Below are 13,646 nucleotides of genomic sequence, written 5' to 3'. Positions count from 1 at the left end.
CCCGGCCACCGGGGGCCGTCAAACCCGTGGACCGACCTGGGGGATCGCGGTTGCCGCCCCCCTGGCCCTGTTGTTTCCTGGCCGCAGATGAACGCCAGCCAGCACAGCCCGCCACCGGGGTCCCGTCCCGTCGAGGACGCGGGCGGAGCCGTGCTGGTCGCGGCGATGGAGGAGGCGCCGGCGGCGATCTACTGCCTCGCCGGGCCGGCCCTGGAACCGGTCTGGGCCAACGCCCGGGCGCGGCAGCTGGGGGCGACCCGGGCCGACCTCCCGTCCGTCGCCGGACAGCCCGTCGCCGACCTGGCCGACGCCGTGGCGCGGACCGGCCGCCCGGAGACGCTCCACGGCGCCCGAGGGTCGGACGGGCAGGCGACGAGCGTCGTGCTCCAGCCGCTGACGGTCGCCGGTGAGCCCGGCGTGCTGCTGGTCCTGGAGCCGACCCCGGCCCCCGTGCCGCCGGTCGAGCGCCCGGCCTCGGAGGCCGACGTGGTGGAGCTGGCGCAGCACTCGCTGTTGCCGCCCGCGCTGCCGCTCCTGCCCGATCTGCGGCTGTCGGGGAGCTACCACCGGGCCAGCTCGGTGCGCGCCGCCGGCGGGGACTGGTACGACGCCGTCCCGCTCGGGCGCGGCCGGGTGGCGCTGGTCATCGGTGACGCCGTCGGCCACGGCGTCCCGGCTGCCGGGGCGATGAGCCGCCTGCGCGGGGCCATGCGGTCGGTGGCGCTGCGGGACCCGTCGCCGGCGGCGGTGGTCGCCGCCCTCGACGCGTTTGCCGCCCAGATGGACGACGTCGAGGGCGCCTCGGTCTTCTACGCGGTCCTGGAGGCGGCGACCGGCCGGATCGCCTACGCCGCGGCCGGGCACCCCGCGCCGCTGGTCGTGCGGGCCGACGGGACGACCGCGTTCCTGCCCCTGACCGCCCGCCCGCCGCTCGGCAGCCTCCCCGGCGCGCCCACCGTGGTGGAGACCGCCGAGCTGCCGCCGGGGGCCACGCTCGTCCTCTACTCCGACGGCGCCGTGGCCGCCTCCGGGCCGCCGCCGGCCCAGGGCCTGGACCGGCTGGCCCAGGTCGCCCGCGACGCGCTGACCGGGTCCGGCGGCCTCGACGAGGAGGGGGCGGCCGGGCTGGCCGCCGACGTCGTCGAGCGGTTGCTGAGATCGGGGGAGCGGCCCGACGACATCGCCGTCCTCGTCGCCCACCGGCGCGCGGAGACGACGGAGCCCGTCGGCCTCGACCTGCCCGCCGTCCCGTCGTCCCTGCCCGCGGTCCGCCGGCGGCTGGGCGGCTGGCTGACGGCGCTGGGCATGGGCGAGCAGGACCGGGTCGGCGTCATGGTCGCGGTGGGGGAGGCCTGCGCCAACGCCGTCGAGCACGCCTACCGCGGCACCGAGCCGGGCCGGGTGTACGTGACCGCCGCGGTGGACGTCGACGGCCTGCTGACCGTCACCGTCCGCGACGAGGGCCGCTGGCGGCCGCCGGACCGCGACCCCGGCGACCGCGGCCGGGGGCTGCTGATCATGCGGCAGCTGGTCGACGGCGTGGTGCTGCAGGGCGAGCACGGCACCACCGTCACGCTCAGCATGCGGCTGCGCCGGAGCCCGGACGAGATCGAGGAGCGGCACGCCAGCACCAGCACCGCCGAGGTCGTCGTGGACCGCACGGCCGACCGGCCGGTGGTGCGGGCCTCGGGCGCGGTGGACCTCGTCGGCGCCGAGCAGATGCGCATCCGCCTCCTGGAGGCCAGCCACGGCGGCACCGGCCGCGTCGAGCTCGACCTCACCGCGGTCACCCTGTTCAGCAGTGCCGCGGTGCGCGTCGTGCTCGCCATGGCCCGGATCGCCGGGGACGAGGGTTGGCGGCTGGTGGTGCACGCCCCCGACGGCGGCGTGACCCGGCACATCCTGGAGATCAGCGGCCTGGCCGGGTTGGTCGAGCTGCGCTGACGGGTGACGGCGGCGGCGCTCCGGTTTGGGGAACGCCGCCGGTGCGCATCCTCCCGGCGTGAGACTCCGCCGCAGCGACGTGCACGGCCCCGGGTGGCGACGCCGGCGCGCCGGCCGCGGTTTCGCCTACTACGACACCGACGGCTCCCTGATCAGGGGCGAGCGCCTGGACCGCGTGCGCGCCCTCGCCATCCCGCCGGCCTGGCAGGACGTGTGGATCTGCCCCTGGCCCAACGGGCACATCCAGGCCACCGGGGTGGACGCCGCGGGCCGCCGCCAGTACCGCTACCACGACCAGTGGCGGGCCCGGCGCGACGCCGAGAAGCACGAGCGGGTGCTCGAGATCGCCCACCAGTTGCCCGACGTCCGCGAGGCGGTGGTGGGGGCGGTCACCGGCAGCGGGCTCACCCGGGAGCGGGTGCTCGCCGCCGCCGTCCGGCTGCTGGACCTCGGGGCCTTCAGGGTCGGCAGCGAGCAGTACGCCGAGGACAACGGCACCTACGGGCTGGCCACGCTGCGCCGGGAGCACGTGCGTGTGCGGGGCGAACGGGTGTTCTTCTCCTACACGGCCAAGGGCGGCATCGAGCGGGAGCTGGAGCTCACCGACCGGCCGACCGCCGACGTCGTCCGAGAGCTGCTCAAGCGGCCCGACGACACCGGGGACGAGCTGCTCGGCTACTGGGTGGACGACCCCACCGGGTCCGGTCGGGTGTGGCACGACGTGACCAGCACCGAGGTCAACGCCTACCTCAAGGAGGTCAGCGACGCGGAGATCACCGCCAAGGACTTCCGCACCTGGAACGCGACCGTGCTGATGGCCGCGACCCTGGCCGAGAGCCCGGCGCCGGCGACGAAGACCGCCCGCAAGCGGGTGGTCAAGCAGGCCTACGAGCGGGTGTCGGAGACGCTCGGCAACACCCCGGCGGTGTGCAAGGCCAGCTACGTGGACCCGCGGGTCGTCGACCGCTTCGAGAGCGGTGAGACCATCGCGCCCGCGCTGGGGGAGGCGGCCTCGGCCCCCGACGACCGGACGGCGCAGAAGGTGCTCGAGCAGGCCGTCTGCCAGATGCTCACCGGCTGAGCCGGGGACGACGAAGGCCCCGCCGGTGGCGGGGCCTTCGTCGTGTGGCCCCTGCAGGGGCCCGTCGTCAGCGAGCGCTGCTGTCCACGATGGTGAACAGGTCGATCAGGCCGGTGACCTCCAGCGGCCGGGTGACCGCGCGGGTGGTGGCGACCAGGCGCAGGTCGACCTCGCGGGAGCGGGCCGACTTCTGGGTCTCGACGAGGACGGCGAGCCCGGCGGACCCGAGGAACTGCACGCCGGACAGGTCGATGACCAGGCTCGACGGCTGCTGCTCGAGCTGGGTGTCCAGCGACGAGCGGAGGACCGGGGCGGTGAACGTGTCCACTTCGCCGACGACCGTCACCGTGACCGCGCCGTCGTCCCCGGTGGAGGTGGAGAGCGTGATCACGTCGTCGAAGGGCGCCTCGGTGCCTTCGGTGGACACGTCGGGCTGCCCCTCGGCAGGCAGGTCGGATGTGGTCACGGGCTGAGCTCCTCTCAACGGCAGTGCCCGACGGCACGACCGCCAGGTCAATCTACCGCTGTGCGGCCCCCCGGTGTCATGGCCCCCGGACGCGCTCGTCGTCGAACGTGTCCCCCGCCGGTGCGACGCCGGCGTGGCCGCGGCTGCCTGCTCAACCGCCGTACCAAGGTAGACAACCGCCCCGGGACGCGCCAAACGCGCCCCCGGCACGCAGCCGCAGGTGAGAAGTGCGTGGCCCGACTGGCGTGGCGCCTGCTGCCGGCACGCCGCCCGGTTAGCGTCCGGACCCGCCCGCGTCGCCCCGGCGTGGGGTGCCCGTCCCTCCCCGGAGCGTCCATGAGCAGCACCACGTCCGCGCCTGCCCTCGCCCGCCCGGTCGCGTCCGCGGCGGCGCCGACCGTGCCGGACGTCGCCACCCCGGTGCTCACCCGGGTGGGTACCCGGCTCGGCCGGCCGCGGCTGACCTGGCACCCGGCGTGGCTGCCGGTGCTGGAGGCCTTCGCCGCCGCGGAGCCGCCGACGCCGCACCGGGTCGCGCTCGAGTGGTACCGCAACGAGTCCTACGGGGCCCCGCCGGACGAGTCGATCCACCTGGAGGCGCTGCCCGCCGACGTCCGCGCCGGGATCCGGGCCATGGGGGAGTCGATGTGGCGGGTGCCGGTGGTGCCGGCCGGCGGCTTCGCGCACCTGACCCGGATGACCCAGCCGCTCGGCGGCCACCTCAACGCCTTCCTCGCCGCGCTCAAGGGCGCCATCGCCGAGGCGTCGGAGCACCACACGACGAGCATGAAGGCGCCGATCGGCATGGGGTCGGGCAGCGAGGACGGGTCCTTCCCGCTGCACGCCGACATCTTCCCCGGCCGCTACCTGCTCAACGTCTTCAACGAGCCGGCCCCGGACCGGCAGGGTGCCTCGCTGCTGATGTCGGTGGCCGAGTTCGGGACGCTGGCCGCCGCCGCGTTCGGCGAGGAGCGGGCCGCGCGGATGCTCACCCTCATCCGCCGCGAGCTGCCGTGGGACATGGAGGCCTACGAGGAGGTCTTCGGGTACCACGACCACCCGGACGACTCGGGCCTGATCGCCGCGAGCAACGCCGCGGCCACCTGCATCCTCTACCGCCGCGGCGAGGGGTACCTGGTCGACGACGCGGTGTGGCTGCACGGCCGGACCGTCGTCCGCAAGAGCGAGCACACCTTCGACCGGGTCCACCGCCTGACGTTCGACACGGCGGAGTCCTTCGCCGAGCGGATGGCGCTGGAGACCGCCGGCTGAGCCCGGGGCCGGGCCCAGCCGGCGCCGGTCGTCAGTCGACGACGTGGACGGCGGCCTCCTCCGGGCCCTCGCCGCCGACCGGCAGGTCCGCGGTCGCCTCGACGTCGTCGGCGGTGCGGTTGGTGCCGGAGTCGGAGTCCGGCGTGGTCGAGGTGTCCTGCTCGAGCTGCAGGGAGGCCCGCTGGGGGTCCTCGGCGGCGCGGACGCCGGGCTGGACGTCGGGCACCTCCCGCTCCAGCCGGCCGGTGAGCGACTCGCCCTCCGCCTGCTCGAACGACGTGGTGCCGAAGTCGACGCTGGCGCCGGGCTCGTCGCCCGGGACCGGCGCGAACTGCGGGTCCTCGGCGCGCTCCTGGGTGGGGGAGTCGTCCTGGGAGACCTCGGGGATGCCCTCGTCCTCGGGGAACACGTCGCGGGCGGTCTGGCCCTCGGGCTGCGTCATGCGGTGCCTCCTCTGCGCGGGGTGGCCCGCGCTCGCCGGATGCGGCCGGGGAGCCGGCCGCCGTCTGGGGTCCGGCCTACCCGCCGCGTGCCCGGCCATGCGTGACCCTCGTCCTCCCGCGGCCGGTCCCGTTCCGGCATGGGTCCGGCAGGCGTGGGGTAGCGGGCGCCCATGGCGATCGCAGACGAGGTGCAGCGGATCGGGGCCCCGGTCCGCCGCTGGGCCCGCATCCAGAAGCGCGAGTACTCACAGGGAGAGCCGCGCCCGCTGGGCGGGGACCTCGGGGCGATGGGGGTGTACAGCGCCGTGGTGGCCGCCGGCGCGGCCGTCGTCCGGGCCTCGGGGCGGCCGCTGCCCCGTCGCATACCGCTGGGGGACGCCGTGCTGCTGACGGTCGGCACCTTCCGGCTGGCCCGCCGCATCGCCAAGGACCCGGTGACCAGCCCCCTGCGCGCGCCGTTCACCGCGTTCCAGGGGCCGTCGGGGCACGCGGAGGTGGCCGAGGAGGTGCGCGAGCACGGCGGGGTCAAGCACGCCGTCGGGGAGCTGCTCACCTGCCCGTTCTGCCTGGCCCAGTGGGTGGGCACGGCGTTCGTGTTCGCCTACGTGGCCGCCCCGAACGCCACCCGGCTGGCCGCGCTGACGATGACCGCCGTCGCCGGCTCCGACGTCCTGCAGTTCGCCTATGACGCCATCCAGAACGGTGCCCTCGAGCCCGGGGACGACGAGGGGGTGCAGTAGCCCACCCGTACGGGCGAGACGCGGGGGGTTCGACCTGCCGCGGCCGGGGGAACGGACCTATCCTGCGATCTTGACCGCTCCGGCCTTCCCCGCCCGCGGTCTGGGACGGGCCTTGCGGAGGAGAGCGGCATGCGGTCGATCTGGCGCGGCGCGGTGTCCTTCGGCCTGGTGAGCATCGGCGTGAAGCTGTACACCGCCACCGAGGACCACGACATCCGGTTCAACCAGGTGCACGCCACCGACGGGGGCCGGATCAAGTACAAGCGGGTCTGCTCGATCGACGGCGAGGAGGTCGAGTACTCCGAGATCGCCAAGGGCTACGAGCTGCCCGACGGCCAGCTGGTGGTCCTCACCGACGAGGACTTCGAGGAGCTCCCGCTGACCACGCGGCGCGAGATCGAGGTGCTGGAGTTCGTCGACCAGGACGAGATCGACCCGATCCACTTCGAGAAGACCTACTTCCTGGAGCCCGACGCCTCCGCGACCCGCCCCTACGTGCTGCTGCGCGACGCGCTGGAGAACGCCGGGCAGGTCGCCATCACCAAGATCGCGATCCGCTCGCGGGAGTCGCTGGCCGCGCTGCGGGTGCGCGAGGGCGTCATGGTGCTGCACACGATGCGCTGGCCCGACGAGATCCGGCGTCCGGACTTCGCCTTCCTCGACGAGGACATCGCCGTCCGGCCGCAGGAGCTGCAGATGGCCGAGGCGCTGATCACCTCGATGACCGGGGAGTTCGACCCCACCGCCTTCACCGACGACTACCGCGAGGCCATGGCCTCGCTGCTGGAGGCCAAGCAGAGCGGCGGCGAGGTGCAGCCGCTGCCGGAGACCGCCGACTCCGGCGCGGCCGTCGTCGACCTGATGAGCGCCCTGCGCCGCAGCGTCGAGCAGGCCCGGGGCGGCGCCCCGGCCGAGGACGCGGAGCCCCCGCGGCGCGCGCCGGCGAAGAAGGCGACCGCGGCCAAGCGCGCCCCCGCCCCCGCGGACGACGACGCCGAGCCGCGCCCGGCCCGGAAGACGGCGGCGCGCAAGGCGACGGCCGAGAAGAAGCCCCCCGCCGCGAAGAAGACGACGGCCGCCAAGAAGACCCCGGCGGCGAAGAAGGCCCCGGCGGACCAGCCGGCCAAGCGCGCCCGCCGCACCGCCTGAGGTGGCCGCGCCGGCCACGGTGCCGCCGCCGATGCTGGCCACGGCGGCGGCGCTCCCGCCACCGGAGCAGGACGCGCAGTGGGGCTACGAGTTCAAGTGGGACGGCGTCCGGGCGGTCGCCGTCGTGCGGGGCGGCGCGCTGACCCTGTGGGCGCGCAGCGGCACCGACATCTCCGTGCGCTACCCCGAGCTGGGCCGCCTGCCCGCGCCGCTGGCCGGGCACGACGCCGTCCTCGACGGCGAGGTGGTCGCACTCGACGCGCAGGGCCGGCCGGACTTCGGGGCGCTGCAGGGCCGGATGCACCGCACCGGCCCCGAGGTGGCCCGGATGGCCGCCGCCGCACCGGTCACCTACCTGGTGTTCGACCTGCTCGCCCTCGACGGCTCGGACCTCTGCGGGCTGCCGTACGTGCGCCGCCGCGAGCGCCTGGACGCCCTCGGCGTCGGCGGCGCCCGCTGGGCGGGCACGCCGTGGTTCCGGGGCGGTGGGGAGACGGTGCTGGCCGCCAGCCGGGAGAACGGGCTGGAGGGCGTGGTCGCCAAGCGGCTGGACTCCCCGTACCGGCCCGGCCAGCGCGGTGCGGAGTGGCTCAAGGTCAAGAACGTCCGCACCCAGTCCGTCGTCGTCGGCGGCTGGCGGCCGGGGCAGGGCCGGCGGGCCGGGGGAGTGGGGTCGCTGCTGGTCGGCGTCCACGACGACGAGGGCCGGTTCGTCTACGTGGGCCACGTCGGCACCGGGTTCACCGCCCAGGCGCTGCGCGACCTCGAGGCGCTGTTCACCCCGCGCGCCGGCAGTCCGTTCGTCGGCGCGCTGCCGCGGGAGGTCACCCGCGACGCCCGGTGGGTCGAGCCGGACCTCGTCGGTGAGGTCGCCTTCGCCGTCTGGACGGCGGACGGCCGGCTGCGGCACCCCTCGTGGCGGGGCCTGCGCGACGACCTCGTCCCCGAGGACGTCGTGGAGGAGTGGTGAGCGCGCAGCGGGTACGGAGGTGTCCGTGAGCCGTCAGCTGGTGCGGGTGGAGGGGCGACAGCTGACCGTCTCCAACCTGGAGAAGGTGCTCTTCCCGGAGGTCTCCTTCACCAAGGCGCAGGTGATCGACTACTACGTGCGGATCGCCCCGGTGCTGCTGCCGCACCTGTCGGGCCGGCCGGTCACCTTCACCCGCTGGCCCGACGGGGTGGAGGGGCAGGCGTTCTTCGAGAAGAACAGCGCCCGGCACGCTCCCGACTGGGTGCGGCGCGTGACGGTCCCGAGCCCGGGCAGCTCCCGTGGCCGGGAGACCCTCGACATGGTCATCCTCGAGACCGTCGCCGACCTGGCCTGGGCGGCCAACCTCGCCGCGCTCGAGCTGCACGTGCCCCAGTGGCAGGTGGGCAGCAGGCTGCAGCCTGCGCTGCCGGACCTGCTCGTGCTCGACCTCGACCCGGGGCCCGACACCGGGATCCTCGAGTGCTGCGAGGTCGCCGAGCGGCTGCGCGAGCGGCTGGTCCAGGACGGGCTGGACCCGGTGGTCAAGACGTCGGGCTCCAAGGGCATGCAGGTGTACGCGCCGATCCGGGTGACCGACCGGGAGCACCCCAGCCGCTACGCCAGGCACCTCGCCCAGGAGCTGGCGACGGAGACCCCGGACGAGGTCGTCTGGCGCATGGAGAAGGTCCTGCGCCCCGGCAAGGTGCTCATCGACTGGAGCCAGAACAACCCGGCCAAGACGACGGTGGCCCCGTACTCGCTGCGCGCCCGCCCGGACGCCACGGTGTCGGCCCCGATCGGCTGGGACGAGGTCGAGGCGGTCGTGGACGGCGCCGACCCCGGATCGCTGCGCTTCCGCACCGAGGAGGTGCTGGCCCGGGTCGAGGAGTACGGCGACCTGTTCGACATCGCGGGGGCCGAGCGCGCCGTCCTGCCGTCCGTCTGAGAGGACCTCTCCTCCCGACCCCTCGCGCGCTCGGGGCGGTGCCATGGAGGAGGCCATCGGCGGGCCTGGCATCCTCGATCCCCGTGTCCGTTGCTGAGCTGCCCTCCCTCGGTCCCCGCGACGACCGGCTGACCGACGTCGGACGCCTGGTCGTCCGCTGCCCGGACCGGCCGGGGATCGTCGCCGTGCTGTCCCGCCTGCTGGCCGACGCCGGCGCGAACATCACCGAGTCGCAGCAGCACTCCTCCGACCCGGTCGGGGGCACCTTCACGCTGCGGCTGGAGTTCTTCCTCGCCGACCTGGCCGCCCGCCGCCACCAGCTCGAGGGGGCGCTGGCGCTGCTGGCCCGCGAGTGGCAGCTCACCTGGCGGCTGACCGAGGCGGCGGCCAGGCCGCGGCTGGCGGTCTTCGTCAGCAAGACCGACCACGTGCTGCAGGAGCTGCTGTACCGGGTGGGCTCCGGCGACCTGCGGGCGGAGATCGCCGCCGTCGTCTCCAACCACCGCGACCTGGAGCCGGTCGCCCGCTCGGCGGGCATCCCGTTCCACCACGTCCCGGTGACGCCGGACACCAAGGCGGACGCCGAGGCCCGCGCGCTGGAGCTGGTCGGCGACGTCGACCTGGTGGTGCTGGCCCGCTACATGCAGATCGTGTCGGCCGACTTCTGCAGCCGGTTCCCGGAGCGGCTGATCAACATCCACCACAGCTTCCTGCCGGCCTTCGTCGGGGCGAACCCGTACCAGGCGGCCCACGACCGCGGCGTCAAGCTGATCGGGGCGACCGCGCACTACGTCACGCCGGAGCTGGACGCCGGGCCGATCATCGAGCAGGAGGTCGCCCGCGTCGACCACCGCGCCTCGGTGGAGGACATGCGGCGGATCGGCCGCTACGTCGAGCGGCAGGTGCTCGCCCAGGCGGTCACCTGGCACGTGGAGGACCGCGTGATCGTCGACGGCGAGAAGACCATCGTCTTCGCCTGAGGCATCCCCGCCTCCGGACGCTCGGGGGGCGCCGCCGATCACTCCCCGCGGCGGCGCTCCTGCTCGGCCAGGAACCGCTCCAGCTCCGCGCCGATCTCCTCGCCGCTGGGCACCTCGCCGATCTCGCTGAGCAGCTCGCTGCCCTCCCGGGCGGAGGTGAACTGGTCGTACTGCTGCTCCAGCGCCGCGACCACGGCGGTGTTCTCGCTGCTGCGGGCGATCTGCTCGTCGACCTCGGTGCGGTGCGCCTCGGCGGCCTCGCGCAGCGTCTCGGTCGGCAGGTGCAGACCGGTGAGCCGGGAGAGGTGCTCGAGCAGGGTGACCGAGGCCGCCGGGAACGTCGTCTGCGCGAGGTAGTGGGGCACGTGCGCGGCGACGCCACAGGCGTCGACGCCGGCCTCGCCCATGCGCAGCTCCAGCAGCGCGGCGACGCTGCCCGGGATGCGCATCTCGCCCCAGTACACGGGGTACTCGGCGATGAGCGGACGGCGCGTCGCGTGCGCGGTGACCGTCACCGGGCGGGTGTGCGGCACCGGCATCGGGATGGCCTGCAGCGCCACGACCGACGTCACGCCCAGCCGCTCCACCAGCCCGGCCACCGCGGCGATGAACCGCTCCCAGGCGAAGTCGGGCTCGGCGCCGTGCAGCAGCAGGAACGGCTCGCCGGCGTCGTCCTCCACGGCGTAGAGCAGCAGCTCGGGAGCGCTGAAGGACTCGTAGCGGTCGCCGTTGAAGGTCATCCGCGGCCGGTGGGCGCGGTAGTCGATGAGGCTGTCGACGTCGAACCGCGCGATCACCTCGTGGGGCAGGCTGGCCAGCAGGTGGGAGCCGGCCAGCGCGCCGGCGTGGGCGGCGTCGAACTCACCGGCGAGGTCGTGGACGAGGACCAGGCCACGCCGCTGCTCCGCCCCGGTCACCGCCGCCTCCCGGGTGAGGAACGGCTGGGCCTCGGGGAGCAGCTCGACGAGCTCCTCCGGTCGGTGCGCCACGGGTCATGCCTCCTGGAACTCGGGTCTCGCTCATGATCAAGTCACGGCGCGTGGCGGGCATTCCCGGTTCAGCCGCGGGAGTCGCCGTCCCCGAGACCCTGGTGCGAGGGCCGGCTGCTGCCGCCTGGAGCCGGCGGCGCGACCTGCTCCCGCGTCATCTCCGCGCCGGTCTCGTCGCCCCGGATCTCCGGCCGGGTGCCGTCGTCGGCGACGTCGGGAGAACGCGCGTCGAGCTGGTCGCGGACGTACCGGTAGATGACGGCGATGAGCGCGGCCACGGGGACGCCGAGGAAGGCGCCGGTGATGCCGGCCAGGCTGCCGCCGGCGGTGACCGCGAGGATCACCACCGCCGCGTGCAGGTTGAACCCGCGGCCCTGGATGATCGGCTGCAGCACGTTGCCCTCGATCTGCTGCACCAGCAGCACGATCCCGAACACGATGAGCGCGACGGTGAAGCCCTCGTCGACCAGGGCGATCAGCACGGCGAAGGCGCCGGCGACGAACGCACCGATGATCGGGATGAAGGCGCCGAAGAAGGTCAGCACGGCCAGCGGCAGCACCAGCGGGACGTCGAGGATCCACAGCCCGAGGCCGATGAAGAAGGCGTCGACGAAGCCGACCAGGGCCTGCTGCTTGATGAACTCCGAGAGGGTGCTCCAGGTCTTCTGCGACAGCGCGGCCACGTGGGGCGCGGCCCTCGGCCCGGTCTGCGCCGCCAGCCACGGCACCCAGCGCGGGCCGTCCTTGATGAAGAAGAACGCCAGCACCAGCGCCAGGACGAGGTTGATCAGCCCGTTCCCGACGGCCGAGGCGCCGGTGAGCGCGTACCCGGCGACGTTCTGCGCGTTGTCCTGCAGCGAGTTGATGGCGTTGTCGACGGCCTGCCCGATCTGGTCCTCGCCGATGTTGAACGGCGGGCCCTGCAGCCAGGTCTGCACCTGCTGCAGCCCGGCGGCGGTCTGGTCGGCCAGCTCGCCCACCTGGTCCCCGACCTGGGGCGCGATGGCCGCGACGATGCCGCCGATCACCGCGAGGAAGCCGAGCAGGGCGACGGACGCGGCCAGCGCGGGCGGCCAGCGGTGCTTGCGCAGGAAACGGGTCGGCGGCCACAGCACCGTGGCGAAGAGCAGGCCCAGGACGATCGGCAGCAGGATCACCCACAGCTTGCCGAGCACCCATCCGATGACGACGACCGCGCCGGTGATGAGCAGCAGTTGAGCCGAGGCGACGGCGAGGGACCGCATCGCCCGGCGCACGCGGGGACCGCGCTGCGCGGACGGGGCCGGGGCGCCGGTGACGGCGGCCGCGTCGGGGTCGGCGACGTGCTCGCGCCGCTCGACGCGAGCCGGCTCCTCCGCCGCGGCGGAGCGGCCGGACCCTGGGAGTCTCATGCGCGAGGTCACGGGAGGTGGATGTCCGTTCCGGGACGTGCGGAAACGATCACCGGGCACGGGTCGTAGCGTCGGCCCATGCCGAAGACCGCCACAGCCGACCGGGTCGACCGGGCCGCGCTCGAGGAGTTCCTGCGCCCCCGCCACAAGGCGCTGCTGGTGACCCGCCGGAGCAGCGGGGGAGTCCAGCTCTCCCCGGTGACCTGCGGGCTGGACGGCGAGGGGCGCATCGTCGTCTCCACCTATCCGCAGCGGGCCAAGGTCGCCAACGCCCGCCGCGACCCCGCCGTCTCCCTGTGCGTGCTCTCCGACGACTGGGACGGGCCCTGGGTGCAGCTCGACGGCCGCGCCGAGGTGCTGGACCTGCCCGAGGCGCTGGACCCGCTGGTCGACTACTTCCGGTCGATCAGCGGCGAGCACCCCGACTGGGACGAGTACCGCGCCGCGATGACCCGGCAGGGCAAGTCGCTGCTCCGCGTCACGATCGAGCGCTGGGGCCCGGTCGCGACCGGCGGGTTCCCGCCGGAGGTCGCCGCGCGGATGTAGGTCCTGGTCCGGCCCGGAGAAAGCTGACAGGCTTGCCCGGTGCCGTTCGTGGTGACCGCCGTCCCCTCCGGCGGTGACGGGTCCGGGCAGGTGGAGGCGGTGCTGGGCCGCCTGGGTCAGCTGCCGGCGGTGCGGCCGTTCGCGCGGGTGGGGGACGGCGAGCTGCAGGGCGTCCTGGCCGATCCGACCGCGGTGGTCGACGTCGTCCTGGGGCTGGTGCGCGCGCCCGGCTGGACCGTCGGGGTGGGTGCCGGACCGGTCCTCGACGGCGGGCGGCCCGGCGGTCCCGCGCTGCTGTCCGGGCGTCGCGCGGCCGACGCCGCCGGTCAGCGCGGCACCCGGCTGGCCGTCCGCGGTGCGGTGCCGCCGGAGGCGGCCGACGCCCAGGCGGTGCTGACCGCCCTGGCCGTCGTGGTCCAGCGGCGCAGCCCCCAGGCGTGGGAGGCGATCGAGCTGGTGGCCGGCGGCCGCACCCAGGCCCGGGCGGCCGCCGCGCTCGGCATCTCCCGGCAGGCGGTCGGCCAGCGGCTGGCGGCGGGGCTGTGGGAGCTGGAGCGGGAGCTGCGGCCGACCGCGGCACGGCTGCTCACCCGCGCCGAGGGCTGACTGTGAGCCTGGCCGGGTCGGTCCATCGGTGATGGGCTGACGGCCGGTGGCAGTGGGTGTGACTCCAGGTCTGACTGGCTTCGTGCCTTTGAGCGGACTTGTCCGCCTGCTGCTGCCGGCACC

General features: G+C 74.9%; 14 protein-coding genes. 10 read left to right on the top strand and 4 right to left on the bottom strand.

Features of this window, described 5'->3' with window-relative positions:
• Nucleotides 1-87: 87 nt before the first annotated feature.
• Nucleotides 88-1,944: a SpoIIE family protein phosphatase gene (locus ACI784_RS13875; protein WP_457013858.1), complete on the top strand. Its 1,857-nt coding sequence runs from the start codon at nucleotides 88-90 to the stop codon at nucleotides 1,942-1,944.
• A gap of 58 nt (nucleotides 1,945-2,002) precedes the next feature.
• Nucleotides 2,003-3,025 (top strand): DNA topoisomerase IB, encoded by a 1,023-nt coding sequence (locus tag ACI784_RS13870; RefSeq protein WP_457013857.1) that lies wholly within the window; start codon nucleotides 2,003-2,005, stop codon nucleotides 3,023-3,025.
• Nucleotides 3,026-3,092: 67 nt separating this feature from the next.
• Here ACI784_RS13870 and ACI784_RS13865 read toward each other — a convergent pair whose 3' ends face one another.
• A complete protein-coding gene (locus tag ACI784_RS13865; protein WP_456923679.1) occupies nucleotides 3,093-3,491 on the bottom strand; it encodes an STAS domain-containing protein in 399 nt (132 codons plus the stop codon).
• Nucleotides 3,492-3,827: 336 nt separating this feature from the next.
• Here ACI784_RS13865 and ACI784_RS13860 point away from each other — a divergent pair, with 336 nt between their 5' ends.
• Nucleotides 3,828-4,763, top strand: a complete 936-nt coding sequence (locus tag ACI784_RS13860) for a hypothetical protein (RefSeq protein WP_457013856.1) — start codon at nucleotides 3,828-3,830, stop codon at nucleotides 4,761-4,763.
• Nucleotides 4,764-4,794: 31 nt separating this feature from the next.
• Here the strand turns inward: ACI784_RS13860 and ACI784_RS13855 are convergent, their stop codons facing one another.
• Nucleotides 4,795-5,205 (bottom strand): hypothetical protein, encoded by a 411-nt coding sequence (locus ACI784_RS13855; protein ID WP_456923677.1) that lies wholly within the window; start codon nucleotides 5,203-5,205, stop codon nucleotides 4,795-4,797.
• 171 nt (nucleotides 5,206-5,376) lie between these two features.
• Between ACI784_RS13855 and ACI784_RS13850 the strand changes: the two genes are divergently transcribed.
• The 5 genes from ACI784_RS13850 to purU all read left to right on the top strand — a co-directional run bounded on the left by ACI784_RS13850 (nucleotide 5,377) and on the right by purU (nucleotide 9,991).
• A complete protein-coding gene (locus tag ACI784_RS13850; protein WP_456923676.1) occupies nucleotides 5,377-5,946 on the top strand; it encodes a DUF1360 domain-containing protein in 570 nt (189 codons plus the stop codon).
• 129 nt (nucleotides 5,947-6,075) lie between these two features.
• Nucleotides 6,076-7,095, top strand: a complete 1,020-nt coding sequence (gene ku / locus ACI784_RS13845; RefSeq protein WP_456923674.1) for a non-homologous end joining protein Ku — start codon at nucleotides 6,076-6,078, stop codon at nucleotides 7,093-7,095.
• A gap of 31 nt (nucleotides 7,096-7,126) precedes the next feature.
• Entirely contained in the window at nucleotides 7,127-8,065 is a 939-nt protein-coding gene (gene ligD / locus ACI784_RS13840; protein ID WP_457013855.1) for a non-homologous end-joining DNA ligase, read from the top strand.
• Nucleotides 8,066-8,090: 25 nt separating this feature from the next.
• Complete coding sequence (gene ligD, locus ACI784_RS13835) at nucleotides 8,091-9,011, top strand: non-homologous end-joining DNA ligase (protein WP_456923671.1); 921 nt, start codon at nucleotides 8,091-8,093, stop codon at nucleotides 9,009-9,011.
• 83 nt (nucleotides 9,012-9,094) lie between these two features.
• The gene (gene purU, locus ACI784_RS13830) at nucleotides 9,095-9,991 is read left to right on the top strand and encodes a formyltetrahydrofolate deformylase (protein WP_456923669.1); all 897 of its coding nucleotides are present in this window, start codon (nucleotides 9,095-9,097) and stop codon (nucleotides 9,989-9,991) included.
• 38 nt (nucleotides 9,992-10,029) lie between these two features.
• Here the strand turns inward: purU and ACI784_RS13825 are convergent, their stop codons facing one another.
• Together ACI784_RS13825 and ACI784_RS13820 are read right to left on the bottom strand one after the other, a co-directional pair.
• Complete coding sequence (locus tag ACI784_RS13825) at nucleotides 10,030-10,980, bottom strand: proteasome assembly chaperone family protein (protein WP_457013854.1); 951 nt, start codon at nucleotides 10,978-10,980, stop codon at nucleotides 10,030-10,032.
• 68 nt (nucleotides 10,981-11,048) lie between these two features.
• Nucleotides 11,049-12,371, bottom strand: a complete 1,323-nt coding sequence (locus ACI784_RS13820; protein WP_457013853.1) for an AI-2E family transporter — start codon at nucleotides 12,369-12,371, stop codon at nucleotides 11,049-11,051.
• Between the two features lie 78 nt (nucleotides 12,372-12,449).
• Here ACI784_RS13820 and ACI784_RS13815 point away from each other — a divergent pair, with 78 nt between their 5' ends.
• Together ACI784_RS13815 and ACI784_RS13810 are read left to right on the top strand one after the other, a co-directional pair.
• Nucleotides 12,450-12,917, top strand: coding sequence for a PPOX class F420-dependent oxidoreductase (locus tag ACI784_RS13815; protein WP_457013852.1), 468 nt, complete (start codon nucleotides 12,450-12,452; stop codon nucleotides 12,915-12,917).
• 39 nt (nucleotides 12,918-12,956) lie between these two features.
• Nucleotides 12,957-13,523: a hypothetical protein gene (locus tag ACI784_RS13810; RefSeq protein ID WP_457013851.1), complete on the top strand. Its 567-nt coding sequence runs from the start codon at nucleotides 12,957-12,959 to the stop codon at nucleotides 13,521-13,523.
• Nucleotides 13,524-13,646: the final 123 nt, after the last annotated feature.

This window comes from Geodermatophilus sp. SYSU D01186, assembly GCF_054050215.1.
This window is presented reverse-complemented; position numbering and strand designations above follow the sequence as displayed.

Excerpts from the sequence above, each read along its gene's own strand:
- ACI784_RS13875 (WP_457013858.1), top strand. The coding sequence starts at position 88 with ATGAACGCCAGCCAGCACAGCCCGCCACCGGGGTCCCGTCCCGTCGAG.
- ACI784_RS13860 (WP_457013856.1), top strand. The coding sequence starts at position 3,828 with ATGAGCAGCACCACGTCCGCGCCTGCCCTCGCCCGCCCGGTCGCGTCC.
- ACI784_RS13855 (WP_456923677.1), bottom strand. The coding sequence starts at position 5,205 with ATGACGCAGCCCGAGGGCCAGACCGCCCGCGACGTGTTCCCCGAGGAC.
- ACI784_RS13850 (WP_456923676.1), top strand. The coding sequence starts at position 5,377 with ATGGCGATCGCAGACGAGGTGCAGCGGATCGGGGCCCCGGTCCGCCGC.
- ku (WP_456923674.1), top strand. The coding sequence starts at position 6,076 with ATGCGGTCGATCTGGCGCGGCGCGGTGTCCTTCGGCCTGGTGAGCATC.
- ligD (WP_457013855.1), top strand. The coding sequence starts at position 7,127 with ATGCTGGCCACGGCGGCGGCGCTCCCGCCACCGGAGCAGGACGCGCAG.
- ACI784_RS13820 (WP_457013853.1), bottom strand. The coding sequence starts at position 12,371 with ATGAGACTCCCAGGGTCCGGCCGCTCCGCCGCGGCGGAGGAGCCGGCT.
- ACI784_RS13815 (WP_457013852.1), top strand. The coding sequence starts at position 12,450 with ATGCCGAAGACCGCCACAGCCGACCGGGTCGACCGGGCCGCGCTCGAG.